General features: G+C 67.8%; 22 protein-coding genes. 16 read left to right on the top strand and 6 right to left on the bottom strand.

The features are described 5' to 3' along the window. Positions 1-7: 7 nt before the first annotated feature. The 5 genes from EI169_RS14315 (at position 8) to EI169_RS14295 (ending at position 6,158) form a co-directional block, all read left to right on the top strand. Positions 8-763 (top strand): TnsA-like heteromeric transposase endonuclease subunit, encoded by a 756-nt coding sequence (locus EI169_RS14315; protein ID WP_125132940.1) that lies wholly within the window; start codon positions 8-10, stop codon positions 761-763. Continuing rightward, complete coding sequence (locus tag EI169_RS14310) at positions 763-2,841, top strand: DDE-type integrase/transposase/recombinase (protein ID WP_164515509.1); 2,079 nt, start codon at positions 763-765, stop codon at positions 2,839-2,841. Before EI169_RS14315 ends, EI169_RS14310 begins: the two co-directional genes overlap by 1 nt. Continuing rightward, positions 2,838-3,854 (top strand): ATP-binding protein, encoded by a 1,017-nt coding sequence (locus tag EI169_RS14305; RefSeq protein WP_164515508.1) that lies wholly within the window; start codon positions 2,838-2,840, stop codon positions 3,852-3,854. Before EI169_RS14310 ends, EI169_RS14305 begins: the two co-directional genes overlap by 4 nt. Then, a complete protein-coding gene (locus EI169_RS14300) occupies positions 3,851-5,506 on the top strand; it encodes a hypothetical protein (protein ID WP_164515507.1) in 1,656 nt (551 codons plus the stop codon). The genes EI169_RS14305 and EI169_RS14300 overlap by 4 nt, the downstream gene beginning before the upstream one ends. 178 nt (positions 5,507-5,684) lie before the next feature. Continuing rightward, complete coding sequence (locus tag EI169_RS14295; RefSeq protein ID WP_125132936.1) at positions 5,685-6,158, top strand: hypothetical protein; 474 nt, start codon at positions 5,685-5,687, stop codon at positions 6,156-6,158. On the opposite strand, the gene EI169_RS14290 is transcribed toward EI169_RS14295, so the two are convergent. After that, the gene (locus EI169_RS14290) at positions 6,148-7,416 is read right to left on the bottom strand and encodes an IS256 family transposase (protein WP_125129915.1); all 1,269 of its coding nucleotides are present in this window, start codon (positions 7,414-7,416) and stop codon (positions 6,148-6,150) included. The two genes, EI169_RS14295 and EI169_RS14290, sit on opposite strands and share 11 nt — an antisense overlap. A gap of 182 nt (positions 7,417-7,598) precedes the next feature. On the opposite strand from EI169_RS14290, the gene EI169_RS14285 reads away from it, so the two are divergent. Then, positions 7,599-8,003 (top strand): hypothetical protein, encoded by a 405-nt coding sequence (locus tag EI169_RS14285; RefSeq protein ID WP_125132935.1) that lies wholly within the window; start codon positions 7,599-7,601, stop codon positions 8,001-8,003. A gap of 199 nt (positions 8,004-8,202) precedes the next feature. Here the strand turns inward: EI169_RS14285 and EI169_RS14280 are convergent, their stop codons facing one another. The 4 genes from EI169_RS14280 to EI169_RS14265 are packed head-to-tail and all read right to left on the bottom strand — an operon-like array spanning position 8,203 to position 14,887. Continuing rightward, on the bottom strand, positions 8,203-9,618 hold the full coding sequence (locus EI169_RS14280; protein ID WP_125132934.1) for an MFS transporter: 1,416 nt from the start codon (positions 9,616-9,618) through the stop codon (positions 8,203-8,205). A gap of 57 nt (positions 9,619-9,675) precedes the next feature. Then, positions 9,676-11,496 carry a dihydroxy-acid dehydratase gene (locus EI169_RS14275; RefSeq protein WP_125132933.1) on the bottom strand — a complete coding sequence of 607 codons (1,821 nt, stop codon included), beginning with the start codon at positions 11,494-11,496 and terminating at the stop codon, positions 9,676-9,678. Continuing rightward, a complete protein-coding gene (locus tag EI169_RS14270; protein ID WP_205783824.1) occupies positions 11,493-12,965 on the bottom strand; it encodes an NAD-dependent succinate-semialdehyde dehydrogenase in 1,473 nt (490 codons plus the stop codon). The genes EI169_RS14275 and EI169_RS14270 overlap by 4 nt, the downstream gene beginning before the upstream one ends. 2 nt (positions 12,966-12,967) lie before the next feature. Then, a complete protein-coding gene (locus EI169_RS14265) occupies positions 12,968-14,887 on the bottom strand; it encodes a thiamine pyrophosphate-dependent enzyme (RefSeq protein WP_205783822.1) in 1,920 nt (639 codons plus the stop codon). A 129-nt stretch (positions 14,888-15,016) separates the two neighbouring features. On the opposite strand from EI169_RS14265, the gene EI169_RS14260 reads away from it, so the two are divergent. The 7 genes from EI169_RS14260 to EI169_RS14230 all read left to right on the top strand — a co-directional run bounded on the left by EI169_RS14260 (position 15,017) and on the right by EI169_RS14230 (position 21,147). Further along, positions 15,017-15,931 carry an NAD(P)-dependent oxidoreductase gene (locus EI169_RS14260; RefSeq protein WP_125132932.1) on the top strand — a complete coding sequence of 305 codons (915 nt, stop codon included), beginning with the start codon at positions 15,017-15,019 and terminating at the stop codon, positions 15,929-15,931. Positions 15,932-15,936: 5 nt separating this feature from the next. Continuing rightward, the gene (locus tag EI169_RS14255) at positions 15,937-16,380 is read left to right on the top strand and encodes a heme-binding protein (protein ID WP_125132931.1); all 444 of its coding nucleotides are present in this window, start codon (positions 15,937-15,939) and stop codon (positions 16,378-16,380) included. Continuing rightward, positions 16,377-17,171, top strand: a complete 795-nt coding sequence (locus EI169_RS14250) for a sugar phosphate isomerase/epimerase (protein ID WP_164515506.1) — start codon at positions 16,377-16,379, stop codon at positions 17,169-17,171. The genes EI169_RS14255 and EI169_RS14250 overlap by 4 nt, the downstream gene beginning before the upstream one ends. A gap of 156 nt (positions 17,172-17,327) precedes the next feature. Then, entirely contained in the window at positions 17,328-18,353 is a 1,026-nt protein-coding gene (locus EI169_RS14245) for a TRAP transporter substrate-binding protein (protein WP_125132929.1), read from the top strand. Positions 18,354-18,422: 69 nt separating this feature from the next. After that, positions 18,423-18,968 carry a TRAP transporter small permease gene (locus tag EI169_RS14240; RefSeq protein ID WP_125132928.1) on the top strand — a complete coding sequence of 182 codons (546 nt, stop codon included), beginning with the start codon at positions 18,423-18,425 and terminating at the stop codon, positions 18,966-18,968. Then, positions 18,968-20,254 (top strand): TRAP transporter large permease, encoded by a 1,287-nt coding sequence (locus EI169_RS14235; protein WP_125132927.1) that lies wholly within the window; start codon positions 18,968-18,970, stop codon positions 20,252-20,254. Before EI169_RS14240 ends, EI169_RS14235 begins: the two co-directional genes overlap by 1 nt. A 53-nt stretch (positions 20,255-20,307) precedes the next feature. Beyond that, positions 20,308-21,147 carry an IclR family transcriptional regulator gene (locus tag EI169_RS14230; protein ID WP_125132926.1) on the top strand — a complete coding sequence of 280 codons (840 nt, stop codon included), beginning with the start codon at positions 20,308-20,310 and terminating at the stop codon, positions 21,145-21,147. A 24-nt stretch (positions 21,148-21,171) separates the two neighbouring features. On the opposite strand, the gene EI169_RS14225 is transcribed toward EI169_RS14230, so the two are convergent. Next, the gene (locus EI169_RS14225) at positions 21,172-21,315 is read right to left on the bottom strand and encodes a hypothetical protein (RefSeq protein WP_205783820.1); all 144 of its coding nucleotides are present in this window, start codon (positions 21,313-21,315) and stop codon (positions 21,172-21,174) included. 256 nt (positions 21,316-21,571) lie between these two features. Here EI169_RS14225 and EI169_RS14220 point away from each other — a divergent pair, with 256 nt between their 5' ends. From EI169_RS14220 to EI169_RS14210, 3 genes are read left to right on the top strand one after another with little or no spacing between them, the layout of a single operon-like run. After that, positions 21,572-21,979, top strand: coding sequence for a gamma carbonic anhydrase family protein (locus EI169_RS14220; protein WP_125132925.1), 408 nt, complete (start codon positions 21,572-21,574; stop codon positions 21,977-21,979). Positions 21,980-22,000: 21 nt separating this feature from the next. Then, on the top strand, positions 22,001-22,450 hold the full coding sequence (locus EI169_RS14215) for a UTRA domain-containing protein (RefSeq protein ID WP_346427098.1): 450 nt from the start codon (positions 22,001-22,003) through the stop codon (positions 22,448-22,450). 26 nt (positions 22,451-22,476) lie between these two features. After that, complete coding sequence (locus EI169_RS14210) at positions 22,477-22,704, top strand: hypothetical protein (RefSeq protein WP_164515505.1); 228 nt, start codon at positions 22,477-22,479, stop codon at positions 22,702-22,704. Positions 22,705-22,952 lie beyond the last annotated feature (248 nt).

Below are 22,952 nucleotides of genomic sequence, written 5' to 3'. Positions count from 1 at the left end.
GTGGCTGATGCGGCTCACGAGAGCGATCCCCACGGTGCTGGATCCCAGCGCGGTGGAGCAGGCGACGCTCTTGGTGAAGTGGGACGGGGCGAACCGCCAGTTCGACGGGCTGTCGATGGGCGAGTTGCGGACGGCGCCGCTGTCGGAGGTGCGCGAGTCGGAGTCCTACCCGGATAAGCAGAGCTATGCGGGAAGGTACTGGGCGGCGACGACGGGACGGCATCACTGGTTCGAGTCGCTGTACGAGATGCGCGCGCTGATGTCGTTCGACCGGGATCCGTCGGTGGTGGGCATCGCGACGCAGCCGATGAAGGTCACGTGGGCGGACACCAAGGGAGGTCGCTTCCCGGATGTGCTGCTCGACCGGACGGACGAACGGTCGCTGCTGGTGGACGTCAAGCCGCGAGAGCGGATCCGTGAGCGTCACGAGCGGGCGTTCGCGCGCACCGCGGCGTTGTGCGCGGCGGCGGAGGTCGACTACGGGATCGTGTGCGACCTGTCCGAGCAGGAGGCGACGAACTTGCGCTTCCTCGCCGGGTACCGGTATCCGCGGTGGTCCTGCCCTGCGGATGTGCGGGGGCTGCTTGCCGCACGGGCAGGCGAGCTGCTGCCGCTGGGGGAGTGGATCGAGCTGATCGGGGAAACGGACATCCCCGCGCGCGGTGTGCTGTACGCAGCGCTGTGGCACGGGTCGCTCGAGGTGGATCTGGATGCGCCGATCGAACGGAACACGCTCGCGGCGTCCGCGGGGAGGGGATGGTAATGAGGCTCAAGCTCGGTGACCGGCTGATGTGGGAGGACACCGAGTTCGAGCTCATCGCTTTCGACGCTCGCGAGGCCAGGCTCCGCTCCGTCCACGGCGGGTTCACCAGGGTGGCGCTGATCAGTGAGCTGATCCACGATCCGAGCGTCGATTGGAACCGAGGAGCGTCGAAGCGGATTGCGGTCCGTAACGATGCGGTGCTGCACGGATTGGGAGAGTCATCGCAGGCGGCGGCTCTGGTGTGGGAGGACGCGGTACGTCGCTACTTCGACCTGCTGAACGTCGTCGGCAGGACCCCGGAGGACACCCGGCGCGGGATCGAGGAGATCCTCGCCGGTGTGCGCGCACAGCTTCCGGACGCGGCGGTAAGTGATCGGACGCTGCGCCGCCGAGCCGCCGCGTACAAGGAGCGCGGGCTGCCCGGGGCGATCGACGGACGGGCGACGGCGGTGAAGACATCGCGATGGGACCCCTGCCTGCTGGAGATCGTGGAGGAGCAGATCGGCATCGCGGTGCGCGAGTCAACAGCCACGATCATCCGGCTGATGACCGATATCCGGTGGGCGGTCGAAGACCGCTACGGCGATAGCCCGCCGTTTCCGATGCCGAGCGAGTCGACGCTGCGACGGATCATCGACACGTTCCCCTTGGCCGCACACCTGAAGAGCACCGCAAAGCTGCGTGCCACGACGGCGAAAGTCCCCGACCGGTTGTTCTCCTCTCACGGGGCGGTGCGGCTGGGGGAGCACGTGCAGATCGACACGACGCGGCTTGACGCCGAGGTGCTGCTGCCGAACGGGAAGATCACTGCACGCGGGGGAGTGGCCCGCCCGGAGCTGACCATCCTGTACGCGGTCGACGCACGGTTGCCGTTGGCGGCGCTCGTGCGCCCGTACGGGACGAAGTCGGTGGACCTCGTCGCGCTACTGGCGCGGGCGCTGACCCCATATGGGCTGCGGCCGGCAAGCAATCGGCGCACCCGGGAGCTGGTGTCGGAGGCTTGGGCGGATCCGTTCGGCATCAGCCAGGAGGAGCTGGACGCGTACCGGACGGCGGTCCCGTACGTGTTCCCGGAGGTGATCACTACCGACAACGGCAAGATCTACACGTCGAAGGACTTCCGTGCCGCCTGTGAGCGGCTGGGGATCTCGCTCATCCTGGCCCCGCCGTACACGCCGACGGGCAAGCCGCACGTGGAGCAGAAGTTCGACTCGTTCAACGAGCAGTTCGCGCAGTACCTGCGCAGCCACGTCGGTCGCAGCGTCGAGCACCGGGGCAGTGATACGGCCGAGCATCTGGCGCCGACGCTCACTCAGGTGCAGGAGTTGTTGGAGGACTGGATCGCTGTGGTGTGGGTGAACCGGCCGCACCCGGGGCTTCGGGATCCGATACGCCCGTCGCGGATGTGGACGCCGCTGGAGATGGCGAACATGCTGCGGGAACAAGCGCCGGAGCTGCCGGTGCCGTTCGGGCCGGAGGAGTACGTGAGCTTGCTGCCCGCGGAGAACCGGATACCGCAGAGTTACGGCATCAACCGGGGACGACGCGTCTACTCGTCGAAGGAAGCACGCGCGGTGATGCGCAGTACATCGCGGAAGAAGAAGTGGACGATCCGGTTCGATCCGCATGACTTCCACACGATCTGGCTCGATCTGGGCGATCGGTTCATCCCGATGCAGTGGACGCACGGGTCCGCCGCGCGGACCCCGTTCGAACGCGACCGGCTGCTTGCCCAACGCATCGCCGACAGTCAGCCCCGGACCGAAGACGGTCGGGAACGGGCGAAGAAGGCGCTCCTGCAGGGGCTGCGGAAAGGACGCTACGGGGACCCGAGGCCCGACCGGCAGGTTGCTCAGGCCGAGGCGGCACGCGACGACGACATGGTGCTCTCCCATCAGATCACCGCCGACGAGGTGGACATCCCCGAGACCGTGGACGACACGGCCACCGGGCAGGCGCGATTCCGCCGCACGGGTGGGCACGGATTCCTGGAGAGCCCAGATCCGGACGACGCGGCATGGCGCGAGGCGGGCGGGTTCTCCGTGGAGAACCCGGAGTTGAGAGGGAGGCTGGAATGATCGAGCTGGACATCGATTCGGTTCCGAGACCGAACTGGCAGACGAGATCCGGATGGGCGGCGTTCGTCGAGGAGCATCTCTCCGAGCCGCCGCTGCTGACCCGCAAGGAGCTCGACGCCCTGCCTGAGCGAGATCGAGTCGCCTATGGGCAGCAGCGCATGGACTTCATCTGCAACGGCCGCATCTCCTTCACCCCGGAGCTGCGCGCCATCCGCGACGAGATGCGGGCGCGGATGATCGTGAACAGCCGCAAACGCGGCGGCGCGCTGGGGGTCATCGTGGACGGGGTGCCCAACGCCGGCAAGTCGACCGCGGCGACCTGGCTGGCGAAGGAGTTTGAGCTGCGCCGCCGCCGGTTCGGAGGCATCGGCCGCGACGCGATCCCGGTGATGTACGTCTCCGTCCCGGCGGACTGCACACCGAAGAGCCTGCTGATGGAGTTCGCCGGGTTCATCGGGCGCCCCGTGCGGCCCCGCACCACCAGCGGCGAACTGCTGCGGGCGATCGCCGATACGGTCGCGAAGTGCCGCACGGAGCTGATCATCATCGACGAGATCCACAATCTCCGCCAGGACCGGCAGGGCGCGTCCGACGCGACGAACTATCTCAAGCAGCTGTCCGAGAAGTGCGGTGCCACGTTCCTGTATGTCGGGGCGAACGTCGCCGACTCCGGGCTCCTCGGCGGTGACTGGGCTGACCAGGTCGTGACCCGGTTCAAGACCATGCCGCTCGTGCCCAGCACGATGACCCGTCAGGAGGGCCGGGACTACTGGTCGGCACTGCTGGAGGATCTGGAGGCGAACGCGCGGCTGGTCGACCAGGAACCCGGCGACATCCTCCGCTTCGCAGACGTCCTCCATGAGGCGAGCAACGGCCGCGTCGGGGAGGTCGCCGGCCGCATCCAGATCGAAGCCGTCCGGGCGATGGAGACCGGCGAGGAACGACTCGACTTCACTGCGCTGGCCAGGGAGCTCGCCGCAGAGCGGAGAACCTCCACGGGAGAGGCGGAGTGACCACGTCCCGGCAGCGAGAGTTTGGCGCGCCGACTGCGGAACCGCTCCCTGTGCCGCTCGCGCCGATCCCGGGAGAGACGGTCACTGGGTTCGCTCATCGCCTCGCATCCGCGAACGAGATGCCGTTCGCTGACCTGCGCCTGCACGTGCGCGATCTCGCTGGGCTGTCCTCGAACCGGCCCGATCTCGAGCTCGGTCACCGGGTGATCGAACACCTCGCCGGGCTGCGCCGCGGGCACTTCGCCGCCCAGGCCCGACGCCACGAGATGCCCGTGCGCTGCAGCCACAACGACTGGAAGATCGACTACTGCACACGAGGCTGCGGATCCCCGCAACCACCGCGCACCGCCTGCCTGCGCTGCTCCCACGGCCAGTCGACCACGGTCATCTCCCGCGGCGGTGCGGTTTGCCTGCACCATGGCCGCTGGCACCTCGACGGCCGCGACATCGACATCAGACGCTTCCCGGAGTATGGCAGGGCCGAACGCTGGCTGTCCGGGAAGCTCTGGCTGCGCGGCATCGGCCTCCACACCGGCGAGCTGCAGCTCGCCGCACGCCTGCTGCGCATCGCCGCCGAAGACACCCGCATCAGCCCGGCGATGAGCCGCGGGCAGACCCTCGGCGTGGATCCGTTCTCCTCCGACGCGGACTTCCTGCTGTGCGCGTACCCGGAGATCGTCGCTTTGACGGGCACGCTGATCCAGCCCGAGTTCCTCCGGTACCTTCTTAGCCCGCGTTATGACCCGAGGCCCCAGGTCGAGATCATCGAGGGTGTCATCGCCCGCCTCGCGCACGCTCCCGGTGGCCGAGGGTTGCGACGCACCGCCGAGAACGTGATCGAGCACTCCCGGCAAGCGGTGCTCGCCGCGTACGGTGCCCGCAAGTCCCGCAATGTCAAGACGATCCGTTGCCGGCTCGACAAGGCGCTCTACGCGTCAGCCCGCACCCACCGGGCATGCCTGTTGCGGCACCTGGACGCCGTCCGGATCCCCGCGAACTGGGACGTCCCGCTCGGCTGGGCGGCTCCACCCACCCGGGTGCTGAACCGAGCCCGGCTGCTGCCCGACGACCTCGACGCGATCCTCGAACATGCTGGCATCGGCAGCGAGCTCGACGTGAGAGCGGGAACGGTGTCGCGAGCACGAAGACTCCTCGTGCTCAACGTCGACGGCACGATCGCTCGCATCCGCTCCGGGCAGGAGCCCGACGCAGACGACTGGCGCTCGTGGCTCGACATCGACACCGGGCTGATCCGCGAGCTCGACCGCATCGTGCACCGCACCGGCGTCCACGTCGCCTGGCTGACCTCCTGGCCCCGCGATCAGCTCGAGTGGTTCATCCAGCATCCGCTCGGAGGGAGGCTCGGTGGGGAGCACATCCCCTGGCAGGACTGGCCCAAGCCCGGGTGGCGCATGCGCAGCCTGATCTCCTACGCGGTTGGCACGCACGCAGAAGCCGTGGTCTGGGCCGACGGCCGCGCGCCCTACGACGCCGAGGCTCGGTTCGTCGATGGCACCGGTCAGCGCATGCGACTCGTGAGAACCGACAAAGACGTCGGTCTCACCGGAGCCGTCGTCGAGCGGATAGAAAGGCTGCTCAGCCCATCAAGGCCGCCCCGTGCAGCCCACGCGGAGCAGGTGCGCTTCGCGTAGATCTCGCCTGGCCCTTGCCTCTCCATCTGGAACAGCGACTCGTTCGTATGGCCGATTGCCGTATGGGATACTTCCTGAGGCCATACGAAACAATCATCGACTCCTCGGATCTGTCCGCTGTTCTCTGCACGTGTGCTGCCGATCCCGATGATCTCTGGTCGCCTCACGGGGTCGGCCCGTGCGTGCGACCGTGAATGTGATGGTGGCCGTGGTGCCTGACCCGTATCCGATCTGGTGGCGCGGGGTTCCGAGCCCGCCGCCGGCGCCATGGGTCTATCTGTTCGAGGAGTTCACCGGCGAGGACACTGCTGAAGAGTGGGCCCTCGCGGCGGCGATCTTCATCGCGCAGACCCGGCGCCGCACCTCTCTCGGCCCGACGTTCTCGGAGCTGTTCGCGCACCTCCTGCCCGACACGAAGGGCCTGCCCTCGTCGTTCCCGACGGATCTGAGCTTCTTCGAACGTCGCCGTGCGGTAACGGGGTTTCGCGGGCATGTGACGATCGAATGGCGGCGGCGGGGCATGATCAGCTGGGACAAGGATGTCCCCCGCAGCCTGCGCGTGGGCCGCCGGTTCCGAGAACAATCCCGGTCAAGTCCCTTTGCGTGGTGTCACTCCAGTTGTTCCCTGTGGTGGGTGGTGGTCAGGCGGTGAGGTAGAGCTCGGGGCGTGCCGGCTCTGCGTGGTCGTGGAGGGTGTGGACGAGTTTGCGCATGGAGATGTCGGAGAAGTAGCGGCGTTCGCCGTAGGACCATTCCTCGTGCTGCTCTTGGATGACGGCGCCGATCAGGCGGGTCACGGAGCCTTGGTCGGGGAAGATCTGGACGACGTCGGCGCGGCGTTTGATCTCGCGGTTGAGGCGTTCGATGGGGTTGTTGGACCAGACTTTCTGCCAGTGCTCGCGGGGTAGTGGTGCGAACGCGGTGAGGTCGGGTTCGGCGGCCTCGAGCATCTCGGCGACCTCCGGGAAGGAGCTGCGCAGGCTGTCCGCGACGGCTTTGTATTGGGCAAGCACCGCCTCGGAGGTGGTCTGCGCGAAGATCGTCGAGATCAGCGCGTTGACGGGCTTGGAGCGGGCCGAGCCGAGCTTCTGGGTGACGTTGCGGGCGAAATGGACTCGGCATCTCTGCCACCCGGATCCGGGCAGGATCGCCTTGATCGCGGCTTTCAGGCCGGCGTGGGCATCGGAGGTGACCAGGGCGACGCCGAGCGGATCGGCGTCGGTGGCGACCTTCAGTCCCCGGTCGCGCAGGCTGCGGAGGAACTCGGTCCAGAAGTCGGTGGTCTCCGCATCCCCGAGGCTCATGCCGAGGATCTCGCGGCGCCCGTCGCCGCTGACGCCGGTGGCGACCACGAGGGCTTGGGAGACGACGCGGCCGCGGTGGCGGACGTCGAGGTAGGTGGCGTCGAGGAACAGGTACGGGAACCAGGTGTGATCGAGTCGGCGGTGCAGGAACTCGTGCACGGTTTCGTCGATCTCTGAGCAGATCCGAGAGACCGTCGACCGGGAGATGCCGGTGTCGTTGCCCAGCGCGCGGATCAGCTGGTCGACCTTGCGGGTGGAGACCCCGTCGATCCATGCCTGGCAGATCACGGCGTAGAGGGCCTTATCGACCCGGCGACGCGGGTGCAGCAGGCTCGGGAAGAACGACCCCTCCCGCAGCTTCGGGATCTGCAGGTCCACCTCCCCGGCCGGGGTCGCCAGCGTCTTGGGTCGGGTGCCGTTGCGGCGTGTGGTGCGCTCAGGGGTGCGCTCATGCGGGGCCGCGCCGATCTTCACGGTCGCTTCCGCGTTGATCAGGTCCTGCAGGCCCGCCTGCAGCATCCGACGGAACACGTCCGAGTGAGCCAGGTCGGGGTCGGCAAGGACTTCGCCGATCAGAGTCGTCAAGGCAGACTGGTGGTGGGTCATCGTGGGATCTCTTCTTTGCTTCTTGGCGGAAACAACTGGTCATCCCACGGTGGCCCTTCATCGCCTACGACGACGAGAACCCCGCGGGAAGTGACACCACGCTAAGGGACTCAGCCACAATCCCGACAGCGACAGTCCGTCCGCACCACAATCGGCCCCGAGCGCGGACACGGGAGGACCGCATGACTGACCACTCCCCGCCGGGACTTCAGCCGCTCCTCGCCCGTTTCGCGCCGGGTTGGCCAACGTGGATCGACGTCGGCCCGGGCTGGTTCCCGCTGCTGGCCCGACTCGATGCGCAGCTGGCGGAGATCGCGCCGGGTTACGTGCTGCACCAGGTCAAGTCGAAGTTCGGGTCCCTCGACTACTACGCCTACCCATCCGCCGACGGCTCTGCGCACCTGCCAGCGTTCGACGAGGCGATCCTCGCGGCGTCGTGGGTGAGCATCGAGACCTGCGAGGAATGCGGCAAACCGGCCAAGCAGTACACGATCCGACTGTGGACGTGGACGCTGTGTGAAGAACACGCTCGAGAGAAGGCGACCGCCGCTGGAGTCGACGTGTCCGGGGACCTGAGAAGCCGGTAACGACGTCGACTTCGAGGCGTGGATGCGCGGTCAGGGATACCTCGCACTCAACCAGGTCCTCACCGACATCGCCGACGCCTACGGCGTCCAGATCGCGCCGTAGGCGTCGAGACTGGAGGCCCAGCGTGACTTGAACGCCTTGTCACGCGGCTTCATCCCGGGTGGGGTCAGGGGCGCGCTGTGACCCCACCCGGCTCACTCAGCGCGTGCGTTGCCGCTCTGCGAAGGCGTCTTCGTCGGTGACGAGGTCGCGCCCGCGGGTCTCGGGGGCGAGAGCTGTCGAGACGAGCGTGACGATGGCTGTGCCGCACATCAGCACCGCGATCGGAATCCAGGATCCGCCGGAGGCGGCGATGAGCGCTGTCGCGATGAGGGGAGTGAATCCTCCCGCGATCATCGACGCGAGTTCGCGACCCAGTGTGACGCCGGTGACCCGGAACCCGGAACCGAACAGCTCTGGGAAGTACGCCCCGTAGGACCCGTTCATGCCGGTGACGACGAGGGCGAACCCGCCGACGACGCCGATGTAGACGAGCGTGAGGTCGCCGCTGGAGGCGAGCATGAACGCGAACGGCGGGTAGACGACGAGGATCGAAGCGAGCACGAGGTTGACCCGTCGGCGTCCGAAGTGGTCGGTGAGCCATCCGAACACGTACGGGGAGATGGAGGTGGCGACGGCGCCGGCGACGACGATGTTGGCGACGACGGCGGCCGAGATGCCCTGGTAGTTGATGAGGTAGGCGGCCATGAACGTGAGGAACACGTAGCCGTTGGCCATGGTGCCGAAGGCCATCCCGAACACGGTGAACAGGGGCCGTTTGCCGCTGCGCCATACCTCGATGATCGGCGCCTTCTCGACCTTTCGCTGTGCTTTCGCCTCCATGTAGACGGGAGACTCGTTGAGGGTGCGGCGCACGATGTATGCGGTGATGGTGACCAGCACGCTGCTGAGGAACGTCAGGCGCCATCCCCATTCGAGGAACGCCTCGGGTGTCATCAGCTGCTGGACGAGTGACCAGACGCCGCCGCCGAGGATGATGCCGACGCCTGAGCCGACGGCGACGAGGGCGGCGTTGCGTCCGCGTCGGGAACGTCGCGACGTCTCGGCGAGCAGGGTCATGCCGCCGGTCTGCTCCGCTCCCGCGCCGAATCCCTGCGCGAGGCGGAGGATGACCAGCAGGATCGGGGAGATGACGCCGACCGCGGCGTACGTCGGCAGGATGCCGATCAGGAACGTGGCGGTTCCCATCAGGAACAGGGTGGCCACGAGGATCCACTTGCGTCCGTGCTTCTCTCCGAAGTGGGAGAAGAACAGGCCGCCGAGCGGTCGCGCGAGGAAGCCGACGCCGTAGGAGGCGAACGCCGCGATGAGCCCTGCCGCTGGCCCTTCGCTGGGGAAGAACATCACGTTGAAGATCACGGCGACGGCGCTGCCGAACAGGATCATGTCGTACTGCTCGAGGATCGTGCCGATCAACGTCGACGCGGCCGCCTTGCGCAGGTTCCGCGGATCGTATGCGACGTCGTCTTCCGGGGGGATCGTCGGCAGGAGGTCAGTGGGCGAGGCGGCCGGGACGGACGAGACATCCGGGGTGGGCCGTGCAGGCAGAGACATGTGGCTCCTCTTTGAGTTGGTCGTGCGGTGCAGTGATCGAGGGCTGGCCCCGTTCGTTCAAGCCGTCAGAGCGCGCCCTCCGAGCTGAGGCTCGCCCGTGGGGCCTGTCCCCGGGGCGCGGCGTGCGAAGTCCAGGTCGCATCCGCCGTCGGCCTGCAGGACGTGCTCCTGGAAGATCCGACGGTAACCCGTGGCGACGGGGCCGGTGCTGCGCGGTGCGGTCGTCAGTTCCTCGCGACGAGCCGCGAGCTCGTCGTCGTCGACGAGGAGGTCGAGCGTCCCGTGGGCGACGGAGAGGCGGATGAGGTCGCCGTTGCGCACGTAGGCGAGTGGGCCTCCGACGGCGGCTTCGGGTGCGATGTGCAGCACGATGGTGCCGTACGCCGTGCCGCTCATACGCGCGTCGGACAGGCGGACCATGTCGCGGACGCCACGCTGGGCGAGCTTGCCGGGAATCGGCAGGTATCCCGCCTCGGGCATGCCCGCTCCGACCGGTCCGGCATTCTGCAGCACGAGGAAGTCGTCTTCCTCGACGTCCAGGTCGGGGTCGTCGATGCGTGCCGCGAGGTCCTCGAGGGAGGTGAACACGACGGCGCGTCCGGTGCGCTCGAACAGGTCGGGGTTCGCCGCAGAACGCTTGATCAGCGCACCGGTGGGCGCGAGCGATCCGGTCAGCCACTTCAGCCCGCCTTCCGGGCGGATCGGGTCTTCGAAGGGCCGGATGACGGTGTGATCGACCCACGGGTCGGCCTCGTCGAGGATCTCGCGGATGGTCTGCCCGGTGATGGTCAGCGCGTCGAGCTCGAGCAGGTGCCGCAGTTCGCGCATGATCGCCGGGACGCCGCCGGCGGCGTGGAGGTCTTCCATGTAGTGCGCGCCGGTGGGCTTCAGATCGACAAGCACCGGAGTCTCATCCGAAAGGGCGTTGAGCTCCTCCGGGTCGAGGGGGATGCCGAGCCTGCCCGCCATCGCCGTCAGGTGGATGAGCGCGTTGGTGGACCCGCCGATGGCCAGCAGCACTCGCAGCGCGTTCCGGATGGATGCGGGTGTGACGATCGACGAGGGGGTGAGGCGGTTCGCGGCGAGCTGCGTGGCGATGCGACCGCTGGCTTCGCCGAACCGGAGCCGGTCGGCGTGCACGGCGGGGGCCGTGGCACTGCCGGGCAGTGCCATGCCGAGCGCTTCGGTCAGGCAGGCCATGGTGCTCGCCGTTCCCATCACCGCGCACGTTCCGGCGGTGGTGGCGAGGTTGCGCTCGACGGTCGCGATCGTCGGTGCGTCGATCGCACCACCGCGGTACTGGCCCCAGAACCGGCGGCAGTCGGTGCAGGCGCCCAGGCGTTCGCCTTCGAACCGGCCGGTCATCATCGGTCCGACGACGAGCTGGATCGCCGGACGGTCCGTCGCGAACGCTCCCATGAGCTGCGCGGGGACGGTCTTGTCGCACCCTCCCACGAGGACGACGGCGTCCATGGGCTGCGCCCGGACCATCTCCTCCACGTCCATGGCCATCAGGTTGCGGTAAACCATGGAGGTGGGGGAGAGGAATCCCTCGCCGAGGGAGATCGTCGGGAATTCCATCGGCATCCCGCCTGCGGCGAGAACACCGCGTTTGACGGCCTCGACGAGTTCCGGCTGCTGCCGGTGGCAGTTGTTGAAGTCGCTGGTGGAGGTGGCGATGCCGACGACCGGGCGCTCGAGAAGCTCGGCGGAGCGACCGGTGGAGTGCGCGAACGTCCGTCTCAGGTAGCGCGCGAACTCGCGGTCGCCGTAGTTCGTCAGGCCCCGGTAGAGGCCGGTCGCGCCGTCCTCTCCGGTGTCGGTTGTCCAGTCGTTCGGCGTGGGCAGGCCCGTGGATCCCAGGTTCTGTGCGCTCATGCGATCTTCATGTTCACGTACTTGGCGTGCGTGTAGTCGAGCACGCCTTCGGATCCGCCTTCGCGTCCGTAGCCCGACAGCTTGACTCCGCCGAACGGCGCCTCCGCGGTGGCGAGAGCGATGTTGTTCACCCCGACCATGCCGGCTTCGATGCCTTCGCTGGCGAGGAATGCAGTGCTCAGGTCGCGCGTGAAGACGTAGCTGGCGAGGCCGTAGTCGACGGAGTTCGCGATCCTGAGTGCCTGATCGAGGTCGCGGAACGGCGTGATCGGTGCGATCGGGGCGAAGGGCTCCTCGCGCATGATCTCGCTGTCTTCCGGGACGTCGGTGAGCACGGTGGGCGTGAAGAAGAAGCCACGGTCGAAGCGGTCGTCCCGGCCACCGCCGGCGCGGACGGTCGCCCCTCCTGAGACCGCGTCGAGGACCAGGCCCTCGGCGGCCTCGAGGCGGCGCTTGTTCGTGAGCGGGCCGACCTGCGTGTCGGGGGCGCGGCCGTCGCCGACGACCAGCCGGGAAGCGGCGGCGACGAACTCTCGGGTGAACTCCTCCTGGGCGGCCTCGTGGACGATGAACCGGCTCGGGGACGCGCACACCTGTCCGGCGTTGCGGTACTTGCCGGCCACGCACAGGCGTGCGGCGGCGGCGATGTCGGCGTCCGGGAAGACCAGCACGGGAGCATGCCCGCCGAGCTCCATCGACACCTCGGTGATGTTCTCGGCCGCGAGGCCGAGCAGGATCCTCCCCACGGGAACGGAACCGGTGAGGCTCACCTTCCGTACGGTCATCGATGTGATGAGCCGCTCGGAGATCTTGGAGGAGCTGCCGGTGAGCATCGTCACGACGCCGCCGGGGATCCCGGCCTGGCGGCACGCCTCGGCGAGCAGCAGCGTGGAGAACGGCGCCTCTTCGGCGGGCTTGACGATCACGGCGCAGCCGGCGGCGAGGGCCGGTGCCATCTTGCGCGCGGGGAGCAGCGCGGGGAAGTTCCACGCCGCGAACGCCGCGACGACGCCGACAGGCTCGCGGCGCACGGTGATGCGCACATCGGTGGTGTGGCCGTCGACGGTGCGGCCGTAGATGCGCCGGGCTTCGTCGGCGTACCAGTCGAACTGGTCGGCGGTGGCCGCCCACTCGGCCCGTGCCTCGGCGAGGGGCTTGCCCTGCTCGCTCGTCATCACATGCGCGGCGTCTTCGGCCCATTCGCGCAGCAATTCGGCGACCCGGCGCAGCCGTGAGCTGCGCGTCCAGGCATCGGTGGCACGCCACACGAGCAGACCGTCCGCGGCGGAGCGCAGCGCGGTGTCGATATCGGCGTCCGTGGCGCGCGCGATCGTGCCGTAGACCTCCTCGGTCGCCGGGTCGATGACGTCGCTGCGGGCGCCGTCGGAGGCGTTGACCCACTCGCCGCCGAGGAACAGGCGCCCCTCGGTGATCGTCATGCCCGCGGGGGCGGTTGCTGAGAATGTCATCGTCAGATCTCCATCTCGTGTCGGAGGGTGGTGGTGGTGTCCACCCAGCTGCCGACGTTCCAGCGGCCGAAGGATCCCATCCCGCCCAGTTCGTCATCGCCGAAGTACACCGGGACGTGGATCAGCGAGAGCCCGCCGGCATCGGCCGCATTCTCGAGGGCCGCCTCGAGTTCGTCGACCGTGTAGCCGCCGAACAGCGCGGTGACGCCGGTGACCGAGGCCGCCCAGGCGCGGTAGTCCACCGCGACGGCGTCGTTGGTGGCGTAGTCCACGCCGTACTGGGAACGCTGCAGCGAGGAGATCGCTCCCTGGCGGCGGTTGTCGAGCAGCACGATGATTCCCTGCGCGCCGTGCTGGACACCGTCGATCAGCGCCTGCGGGTTCATCGTGAACGACCCGTCACCCGTGAGCGCGATGCCGCGGAACGGGGTGCGAGCGATGCCGGTGGCGACGATCGCGCTGGTGGCGAACCCCATATAGCTCGCGCCGGTCTCGGTGATCGTCTGGCCCGGCCGGTCGTCCTCGACGATCTGGAAGCCATTGGCCTGGACATCGCCGGCGTCGAAGAAGCTGACATACCCCTGGGTTCGTGCGAAGCGCGTGATCGTCTCGATGGCGGCCGGCTGGGTGAGCACAGGCCGATCCCAGACCTCGTCGTGGAGGACAGGCGTGCTGAAGCGCTCGGACTTGTGCAAGGCCCAGGCGTCCTTCGCCGCCAGACACTCACGAGCCCACTCAGAGTCGACGCCCCGTGGAGCGTCAGCGCCGGTCGAACGTGAGAGCTGTCGTTCGACGGCCGTGATGAGTCGCCGAAGCGTCGGCACAGCTGCGCCGAGCAGTGGAATCGTGTGGTTGTAATGACCGACATCGGCAACATCGGTGTTGATGTTCACGACGCGCGTGACGCACGGGTAGCCCGTCCGGGACATATCCGCCTGACAGACGCCACGAGTCCCGATCGCGAGAAGGAGATCCGCGTGCTCCATCGCATGATTGCCGCTGATGGATCCCTTGGAGCCGCCGATGCCGACGTTGCGGGGATGCCCGGAAGGAACGACGCCCGTGGAGATCGGGGACGTGACGACGAACCCGTCCACCAGCTCCGCCAGACGGACGATCTCATCGCCCGCGCCCACCGAGCCCCCGCCGGCCTTGATGACGACACGCTCCGCGGTCAGCAGCGCCTCCGCAGCCTTGTCATAGCGTCCGTCGTCGACGGCTTCGCCCAGCGGCGGCGGGGCGACATACGGGAAGGCCGCAAGATTGAAGTCCTCCAGCTGCGGCTGCACATTGATCGGAAGCAGCAGATAGAACGGCTGCCCCCGATGCGGGTGATCGACCGTGTCGAGCCCGCGACGCAGCGCCTCCGGGAGCGCCCACGGGGTGTGCAGCGTGAAGGCCGGACCCATCTGCGAGGTGAGCTTCAGGAACTGCTCCTGGCCGGCGACGGCCAGCTGCTGCATGTTCGGCCCCTCGGCCTCCGTCGTCTCGTCGGCGTAGATGTGCCACACACCGATCCCGTCGCTCGCCGCAGCGAGGCTGCCGGCCATGGCCTGCAGGGCGCCCGGACCGATCGAGGTCACAACCGCGGCCTTCTCGCCGGTCGCCCACCTCAGAGCAGTGGCGATATGGGCCGCCTCGACCTCGTTTCGCACGGCATGCGTACGCAATGCGCCCGCCTCCTCGTAGACGCGCAGCACTTCGGCGAGGTCCGTGGACCCGTGCCCGAAGATCGCCACGTACGTGCGGACATCCTGAATCAGCAGTCCGATGACCACGGCCTCCGCCGTGGAGATCCTCGCCCTGCGCGGCAGCGAGCCGCGGCGGAGAGCCTCCTGCACACCGCCCGCTGCGACGATCGCCTGCGCGCGCTCGAGACGGGCGGTATCCATGACTGCTGAACCTTCATCATCGACGTTCATGATCCCGAGTCTAAGCGCAGTTGTTGTTATGACGTCAATAGTGTTGTAGAAAGGTTGACGGGACAGCTCCGGAGCGGGTGTCAAATAGGGGACAACTCGGGACTGTCGCGACGGGCAGCGGCCACACTGTTGTCAAATCAGCAATCAAAGGAGCTTGTTATGACTGCGTCTGCACAGACCGCCGGAGTGAAGGTCGGCTTCATCGGCCTTGGCAACATCGGAACTCCCATCGCGCTATCGCTGATCCGAGGTGGATTCGATGTCACGGTGCGCGACGTCCGGCGGGAGGCGGCTGCCGAATGCACTGCCGCGGGTGCGCGGTTCGCAGATCAGAACACCGAGCTGGCCGACTGCAACCTGATCGGCATCGCCGTCGTGAACGACGCGCAGCTGCTCGACCTCGCGCTCACGCCGGACACGGGGCTGATCGACTCCGTCCCCGCCGGCACAACGCTCATCATCCACTCGACCGTGCTGCCCAAGAGCGTCCACGCCGTCGCGGAAGCCGCGCAGTCGAAGGGGATCCGCGTCGTGGACGCACAGATCAGCGGCGGCGACCTGCGTGCGCGCGAGGGCGACCTCGCCGTCATGGTCGGGGGAGAAGAAGCCGACGTGGCACGCTGCCAGCCGTACTTCGACGCCATGGGACGACGAGCTGTCCACATGGGCGCGCTCGGCTCCGGCGCCGGCGCGAAGATCGCCGTGCAGATGATGACCTTCGGCAATTGGATCGCCGCGATGGAGGCGATGCGCCTCGCGCGCGCTCTCGGAATCGAGGAGTCCGCTCTCGCGGACCTCGCCACCGACGCGACCAGTGACTCCTGGGTCATCCGCACCTGGGGAAACTACGACCGTCTCATGCGCGAGCATCGTCTCGCGGGTTCTGCGGACCTGTTCCGCATGTTCGACAAGGACCTGTTCAACGCCGTGGCACTCGGCCGCGAGCTCGACATCGAGCTGCCGCTGACCGCCGTGGGCAGCGCAGTGCTCGCTCCGTCCGTCAAGGAGCGGATGGCCGCGCTGTCCACCCTCGTGGAGGCCTGAGCGCAATGGCTGACGACCTGACCCGACCCAAAGCCGTCATCACCCGCGCGGCGGCTCGGCGGCTCGTGGACACCGCCCTCGATCACGCACGCGAGCTCGGCAAACATGTCTCGATCGCCGTCGTCGATGACGGCGGCTTCCTCATCGCGTTCGGCCGCGACGACGAGGCCAATCCCTCCTCCGTCCAGATCGCGATCGACAAGGCGTACACCGCGGCAGTCACCCGCATCGCCACCCACCAATGGCAGAAGACGGTCGAAGAGGACCTTCCGCTGCGCTACGGCGCAGCGGTCGGCGTCGAGCGCCTCATCACCTTCGGCGGCGGTCAGCCGATCGTCATCGGCGGAACGGTCGTCGGTGGAATCGGGTCCAGTGGCGCGCACTGGACCGGGGACACGGAGATCACCTCCGCCGCCCTCCGCTCGCTCGAAGCGGAGGGAACCGAGTGAAGACGTCGTTCCACACCGGATTCCTCACGGACCTCCCTGTCCTTGAGGCCGTCGCCCTCGTGCGAAGCCACGGCTACGACTATGTCGAGCTGAACGCGGAGACCCTGCCCTGGCAGGGCCCGCACGTCACGCCCGAGACCACCCGCGAGGAGCGCGCCGCGCTCCGGCGCGCAGCCGAGTACTCCGCCATCAGCGCCCACCACGAGGACCTCGGACACCCGGACGACGCCCGGCGACGGCAATCGACCGAGTGGACCATGGGCCTTCTGGAACTCGCCGTCGACCTCGACTGCCCGGTCGCACATGTGATCCCGGGCGCGAACGCGGCGATGGACCCGCTGATCGACTCGCTCCAGCGCGTCGTCGAGCGTGGCTCCCGGCTGGGAGTGAAGGTCGCCCTCGAGCCGATCGTCGAGCAGATCATCGGCACCAGCGCGCAGGCACTGCAGGCGCTCGAGGACGTGCCGGGCCTCGCCATCAACTTCGACCCGTCCCACCTGCAGATCATGGACGGGGATATCGTCGCCGCGGCGACCGCGCTCGGCCCCCATTCGGTGCACGCGGCGCTCAAGGACGCGAGCGGCCGGCCTGGCGCATGGTCCTTCCCGCCGCTCGGCGAGGGCGACATCCCCTTCGCCCGCATGATTCACGCTCTGCGCACCACCGGATTCGACGGCGTCGTCTCCGTGGAGCACGAGGCGCATGCGTTCGCAGGTGACACTCGCCCCCACGAGCAGGTGCTGCGCGAGAGCAAGGAATTCCTCGACGCGCTCCTCGAAGACGAGCACTGACAACCAATCTATTGCCGTAGAAACAACCCGATTGTAGTATCGGCTACACGACGATGGCGTCGACCAGGCATGAGAGCGCCGTGACTGCCGTGACGGACCGTCGTCGATAGCGTCCACTCCTCCTGCCCTGGGGGACATATCAAAGGTGATCGAACAATGAAGTTGCATCGCTCTGGAGCCGTCGTCTCGACGGCCGCCCTCGCCCTGGCCCTGGCCGCCTGCACCTCGCCGGAGTCGGCAGCCAGCGGTCCATCCTCCGGTGACACGTACTCTCTGGTGATCGCGCATGCCGGCGTGACGTCGGAGCCCGTGCACGCCGGGGCCGTGAAGTTCGCGGAGCTCGTCGAGGAGTACTCTGACGGCCGGATCACCGCGGAGGTGTTCCCGGATTCGCAGCTCGGCGGTGCGATGGATGCCCTCGAAGGCCTCTCCCTCGGCACCGTCCACGTCACCATGGTCGGAGGCGCGGAGGTCGCCGACTTCTGCCCGGCCGTGGGTGTGTACAGCCTCCCCTACGTGCTGCCGGGCGAAGGGGAGGCGGAGCAGTACGACAATCTTCGCCGCGCGACCGACTCCGATTTCAACCGCGAGCTCCTGGACCAGTGCGCCGCGGAGTCCGACCTGCGCGTGATCGACAACTCGTGGTGGTACGGGAATCGTCACACCACATCGAACCGCGCGATCGAAACTCCCGAGGACTTCCGCGGCCTGACCATCAGGACGCCGGCGGCCGAGCTGCACACGGCCGCGCTGGCGGCATTCGGCGCACAGATCGTGTCGATGGCGCCCGTCTACAGCGCGCTGGAGACGGGCGCCATCGACGGTCAGGAGAATCCAGCCTCCAAGCCGATCCAGGCCTCGCTCTTCGAGGTCCAGAGCCACCTCAACTTGACCGCGCACATGGCGCAGAACCAGAACGTGACCATGAGCGAGTCGTTCTTCTCGTCGCTGTCCGAAGCGGATCAGGAGATCATCCGGCGTGCCGTAGACGAAGCGGGCGCAGAGCAGTCGCACGCGCAGATCACTGCGAACGACGATGCGGTCGAAGAACTGAAAGGCCTCGGCATGACCATCGTCGAGCCAGACCTCGCCCCGTTCAAGGAACTCACCACGGGGATCGTCCAGGACTACTTCGACGCGCGCGATCTTGACCTGGCCGAGTTCGAAGCACTGTTCGGTTAGCAGCACCCGTTGCGGGCGGCGGCGCGCGTCGTCGCCCGCAACGCATGTTCACAAACGCAAGGAGCAGGAATGGCCGACGACACGGCGAACGAGAACTCGCAACACGGTCCTCTCAGAGCCCTCTGGCCGACTCGGGGCCTGGAGCTGATCACCGCCGCCCTGGCCGGCACCATGGTTGCCTACATCGCGATCACCACGGCACTCAGGAAGCTGGGAGTCCCGGTTCTCGGATCCGACGAGTTCGCGAACCTGCTGTTCATCTGGGTGATCTTCCTCGGCATGGCGCTCGTGCACCGGGAGGGAGGGCACCTGGCGGTCACCTTCCTGATCGACAAGCTTCCAGACCGGTTCCACAACTGGGTCGTGGTCCTGGTCGAGATCACCGTGTTCGCGCTGTCGGCCTTCCTGATCTGGGCCAGCGTCGGCTACGTCGCCGACAGCCTCAGCGGCTCGCGGGTCACACCGGGCCTCGGGCTCAATCCCGCAGTCCTCCAACTGGCGGTTCCCACGGGGGCTGCTCTGTGCGCGCTCTACGCGGCGATGCGGATCGCACGCGCGATCACCCGTGCTCTGCGAGGCGGCGCCCCGGACAAGACCGTGATCGAGGAGATCTGATGCTGTCATTCGGAGCGGTGATCGCGCTCTTCTTCATCCTGCTGCTCTCACGAATCCCGATCGGATACGTGCTGCTGCTCACCTCGGCGATCTACATCTTCTTCTCCTCGGGCGGGACGGTGCCGATCGAGGTGATCCCGCAGCGCATGATCGGCTCCACAGCGTCGTTCGTCTTCACCGCGATCCCTGCCTTCATCCTGATCGGCGAGGTGATGAACGCCAGCGGGATGTCGACGAGGCTCGTGGATCTGGCCAAGGCCCTCGTCGGGCACGCCAAGGGCGGCGTGGGTATGGTCTCGCTCGTCTCCAGCGCCGGCGTGTCCATGTTCTCCGGCTCGCCCGTGGCGAATGCCGCAGGCACGGGCGTCGTGACGATCCCCGCGATGATCCGCTCCGGCTACTCCCGAGCACAGGCCTCCGCGATCGAGGCCTCCAGCAGCAGCCTCGGCGCGGTCATCCCCCCGAGCATCGCGATGGTGGTCTGGGGCGGCATGACCGGCGTGTCCATCGGGGGACTGTTCATGGCGGGCTACGTGCCCGCCGCGATCTTCATTCTCGGGTTCATCCTGGTGCTGCGCTGGCAGGCTGCCCGCAGTGGTGTGCCCAGGTCGCCCCGTGCGTCCGCGTCGGAGATGGGCAGGGCCCTGCTCCACGCCCTTCCGTCGATCGTCGTGCCGGTCAGCATCATCGGAACGATCCTCGCAGGGCTGGCCACACCGACAGAGGCCGCGTCGATCGGCGCCGTGGTCACGGTGCTTCTCGCCGTCACCCTGTACGGTGCGACCTGGCGCGATCTTGTGGAGATGCTGGTGCGAGCGGGTAAGACCACCGCGTCGGTGATGTTCGTCATCGCCTGCTCGGGCGTGTTCGCGTGGATGCTCACCCGAGAGCAGGTGCCCACCCGAATCGCGGAAGGGCTCCTCGGCGGCGTCGGCGACGGCGTGCTCCTCCTGCTGCTGATGATCGCGCTCTTCGTGGTCCTCGGACTGTTCATGGAGTCACTCGCGGCGATGGCACTGACCTCCGGCGTGGTGATGGCCGTCGGCACGGCGGCGGGAATCGAACCTCTGCACCTGTCGCTGATCGCGGTCCTGGCACTGTCGCTCGGCGTCATCACTCCTCCCGTCGGCGTAGTGCTCTTCGTGACCTCGAAGATCGCCAAGACGAGCATCGAACGGACCTCGGTCTCCGTCTTGCCCTACGTGCTCGTCTACATCATCGGAATGATTCTGCTCGCACTCCTGCCTGACGTGGCGCTCTTCCTGCCGCGCCTTCTCCTCGACTGAGCTGATGCGCTTCGCTCAGCCAGAAGCAGACAACGGTGTTGTACGGTGATGCCATGACAGAGGGGGCAACGGGCAACAGGGCGGGCACGCTCGAGACAGGGCTCGACGTCATCGAACTGCTGGCTGGCGCCGGCACCGCTCTCGGCGTCAGCGAGATCGCAGGGCGGCTTTCCCTCGATCGTGGCAACACGCACCGGCTGCTGAAAGTGCTGAAGGCCCGCGGGTACATCGCCCAGGACGCGGAGTCAAAGCGCTACCGCCCCACGGCGCACCTGATCGGAGTCGCAGGGGCGATTCTGCGCGACCTCGACCTCCGCACCGCCGCGCAACAGGCATGCGACAGCTTGGTCGCGGCCACCGGGGAGTCGGTGCACGCCGCGCAGGTCACCAGCGACGGCATCGTGTACGTGCTGCAGCGCCGTGGCCCGCACCGGGTGAGCGTCAATACAGATGTCGGAGATCGCGCGCCGCTCCACGCGACAGCCACGGGCAAAGCGGTCCTCGCCTTCCTGCCCGAAGACCGCGTACGCAGCCTCGTGTCCGAACCGCTGACCCGCTACACCTCTCGCACCCACGGCACCCTCGACGACCTGACCCGGGACCTCTCGACCGTTCGGCAACGAGGCTTCGCCGTCGATGACGAAGAACTGAACCCCGATGTCAGGTGCATCGCCGCTCCTGTATTCGATATCAACGGCGACATCTTCGGGAGCATCGGCGTTTCCGGTCCGACCCAGCGCATCGGCGTCAACCAGGTCATCGCCATCGCTGATCGCGTGCTCGAAGCCGCGACCCTGGCCACCCGTGCGCTCGGCGGTCCCGTTGAGCGGCTGTCGCAGCTGCAGAGCCCGCTCCTGGAGGCCAGCACCACTGCAGAGATCGACCTCCGGTAGTCGGCGGGATGTGGTGAGTGCGCGTCATGGCGCCTTGATCGCACTGATGAACACCTCCCCAGGCCGGCCTTGCGCAGGCTCGGCAACGTGCTGCCAGCGCGCCCGGCCGTCGAGCCGCCCGCTGTAGTCCGCGACGATCGTCGTGAGCGGCGACGTCCCGAGGAACATCCGCAGCGGCGGATCATCCGAGTCGACGAGCGACCGACCGGCCTCAGATCGCCGCCGCGGAGCCCGCGGGGTTATTTGGCCTGGGAATGCAGGCACTGTTCGGCAGACGCGAACCGTCGCATACGGCCACGGCCACGGCCACGGCCAACCACGGCCACGGCCAACCACGGCCACGGCCCACAACGCGGATGGGTCGATCCGCCTTGCGGAGGGCGCGGACGACGCAGCGGCGTGACCGCCGCTCTGGCGTGGAGGGATGCTGGTCGTCCCGTTCGAGCGCAAGTTTCGCCAGGTGTCCGAGGGCGCGTGGATCGCGGCGACCGCCACGCTGATCGGCCGGGTCGAGGTGCACGCCTTCGCGTGTGTGTTCTGGGCCGCTGTGGTGCGCGGCGACGGCGACCTGATCGTGATCGGTGCCGGTTCGAACCTGCAGGACAACGTCGTCGTGCACGCGGATCCCGGATACCCCGCGGTCGTCGGCGGGGACGTGAGCGTCGGCCACACCGCTGTCCTACACGGCTGTGTCGTCAAGGACGCGTGCCTCATCGGGATGAGCGAGACGGTGATGATGAACGGCGCCGTCTCTATGCGCCTCCTATGGAGCCGGAAAGGCCCCGCGGTGAGGCTGGGGACACCTTCCAGGGGCGGATCACCCGGGGTGTAGAGCTCACGAGCATGTACGAGGATCTGGAGCAGACGGGGCAGCATCCGCGCACACAGGTCCTCTCTGGAGAACGGAGAGGCCGACCAATCTTTCGCCGATGCGCTCGGCATCGCCGTCGGAGATCCGGTTCTGCATGTGCGGCGGCTGCGGTTCCCCGAGGACGTCCCGATCGCGGTGCTCGATGATGTTCTGCCGCCCCAGTTCACGGACGTCACGCCCCAGGAGCTCGAGAGCCGTGGCCTTTACCAGCTGCTGCGTGCGCGCGAGGTGGCCATGCGCGTCGCCAAGCAGCGCATCGGTGCGCGCGCGGCCACAGCCGCCGAGCCCGAGTCGCTCGGCATCCGCCGCGGCGGCGCTGTACAGACGATGGAGCGCACCGCCTTCGACGCATCAGGCAACGCCGTCGAATTCGGCCAGCACTGCTACCGGCCTGACCTGTACTCCTTCGAACTCACGCTTGTCGACCGCTGAGGCCAGACCACGCGAAACCGCCGGTAGTGCTGGAGCGATGCGGTGACCGGCCCGACTTCGAATGGGTGCAGGCCCGCGCGCGGCGTCGATGGACGCGCCAGGTCGTGGCGGAGGTGCTCCGCGACGGGATGCGCGATGCTTGGGACGTCGTGGTCGTCGAAGCGGAGCGGGATGCCATCACGATGCGCGAGGCAGCCGTCCGGATCGGCGTCCGGCGCGTGGTCGAGGCGCAGCGGCTTCGGGGGATTGCGTAGGAGCTGTGCCGTTATCGCTTTGGCAACGGGTTCCGCTGTCCTCAGTGGTCGACGAGCTGATGCGCCCGTGAACTTCTGCCGCTTGATCCATTGGACGCACAATCGGCCAGTCGGCGCCTGACGTGGCACGACTCGAGGGGAGCGCATGACTGACGACTTCCCACCCGAGCTCCAGTCGATCCTCGCTCGGTTCGCTCCGGGTTGGCCTGCGTGGATCGACGTCGGGTCCGGCCGGTTCCCGCTGCTGG

The organism is Microbacterium sp. 10M-3C3, from assembly GCF_003931875.1.
GTDB lineage: Bacteria > Actinomycetota > Actinomycetes > Actinomycetales > Microbacteriaceae > Microbacterium.
The sequence above is the reverse complement of the archived record's forward strand: the minus strand, read 5'-3'. Positions and strand labels throughout refer to the sequence as shown.

Bases quoted from the DNA above. Each gene is read 5' to 3' on its own strand.
- EI169_RS14315 (WP_125132940.1), top strand. From the start codon at position 8: ATGCGGCTCACGAGAGCGATCCCCACGGTGCTGGATCCCAGCGCGGTG.
- EI169_RS14310 (WP_164515509.1), top strand. From the start codon at position 763: ATGAGGCTCAAGCTCGGTGACCGGCTGATGTGGGAGGACACCGAGTTC.
- EI169_RS14305 (WP_164515508.1), top strand. From the start codon at position 2,838: ATGATCGAGCTGGACATCGATTCGGTTCCGAGACCGAACTGGCAGACG.
- EI169_RS14290 (WP_125129915.1), bottom strand. From the start codon at position 7,416: ATGACCCACCACCAGTCTGCCTTGACGACTCTGATCGGCGAAGTCCTT.
- EI169_RS14285 (WP_125132935.1), top strand. From the start codon at position 7,599: ATGACTGACCACTCCCCGCCGGGACTTCAGCCGCTCCTCGCCCGTTTC.
- EI169_RS14280 (WP_125132934.1), bottom strand. From the start codon at position 9,618: ATGTCTCTGCCTGCACGGCCCACCCCGGATGTCTCGTCCGTCCCGGCC.
- EI169_RS14275 (WP_125132933.1), bottom strand. From the start codon at position 11,496: ATGAGCGCACAGAACCTGGGATCCACGGGCCTGCCCACGCCGAACGAC.
- EI169_RS14270 (WP_205783824.1), bottom strand. From the start codon at position 12,965: ATGACATTCTCAGCAACCGCCCCCGCGGGCATGACGATCACCGAGGGG.
- EI169_RS14265 (WP_205783822.1), bottom strand. From the start codon at position 14,887: ATGAACGTCGATGATGAAGGTTCAGCAGTCATGGATACCGCCCGTCTC.
- EI169_RS14255 (WP_125132931.1), top strand. From the start codon at position 15,937: ATGGCTGACGACCTGACCCGACCCAAAGCCGTCATCACCCGCGCGGCG.
- EI169_RS14245 (WP_125132929.1), top strand. From the start codon at position 17,328: ATGAAGTTGCATCGCTCTGGAGCCGTCGTCTCGACGGCCGCCCTCGCC.
- EI169_RS14240 (WP_125132928.1), top strand. From the start codon at position 18,423: ATGGCCGACGACACGGCGAACGAGAACTCGCAACACGGTCCTCTCAGA.
- EI169_RS14235 (WP_125132927.1), top strand. From the start codon at position 18,968: ATGCTGTCATTCGGAGCGGTGATCGCGCTCTTCTTCATCCTGCTGCTC.
- EI169_RS14230 (WP_125132926.1), top strand. From the start codon at position 20,308: ATGACAGAGGGGGCAACGGGCAACAGGGCGGGCACGCTCGAGACAGGG.
- EI169_RS14225 (WP_205783820.1), bottom strand. From the start codon at position 21,315: ATGTTCCTCGGGACGTCGCCGCTCACGACGATCGTCGCGGACTACAGC.
- EI169_RS14220 (WP_125132925.1), top strand. From the start codon at position 21,572: ATGCTGGTCGTCCCGTTCGAGCGCAAGTTTCGCCAGGTGTCCGAGGGC.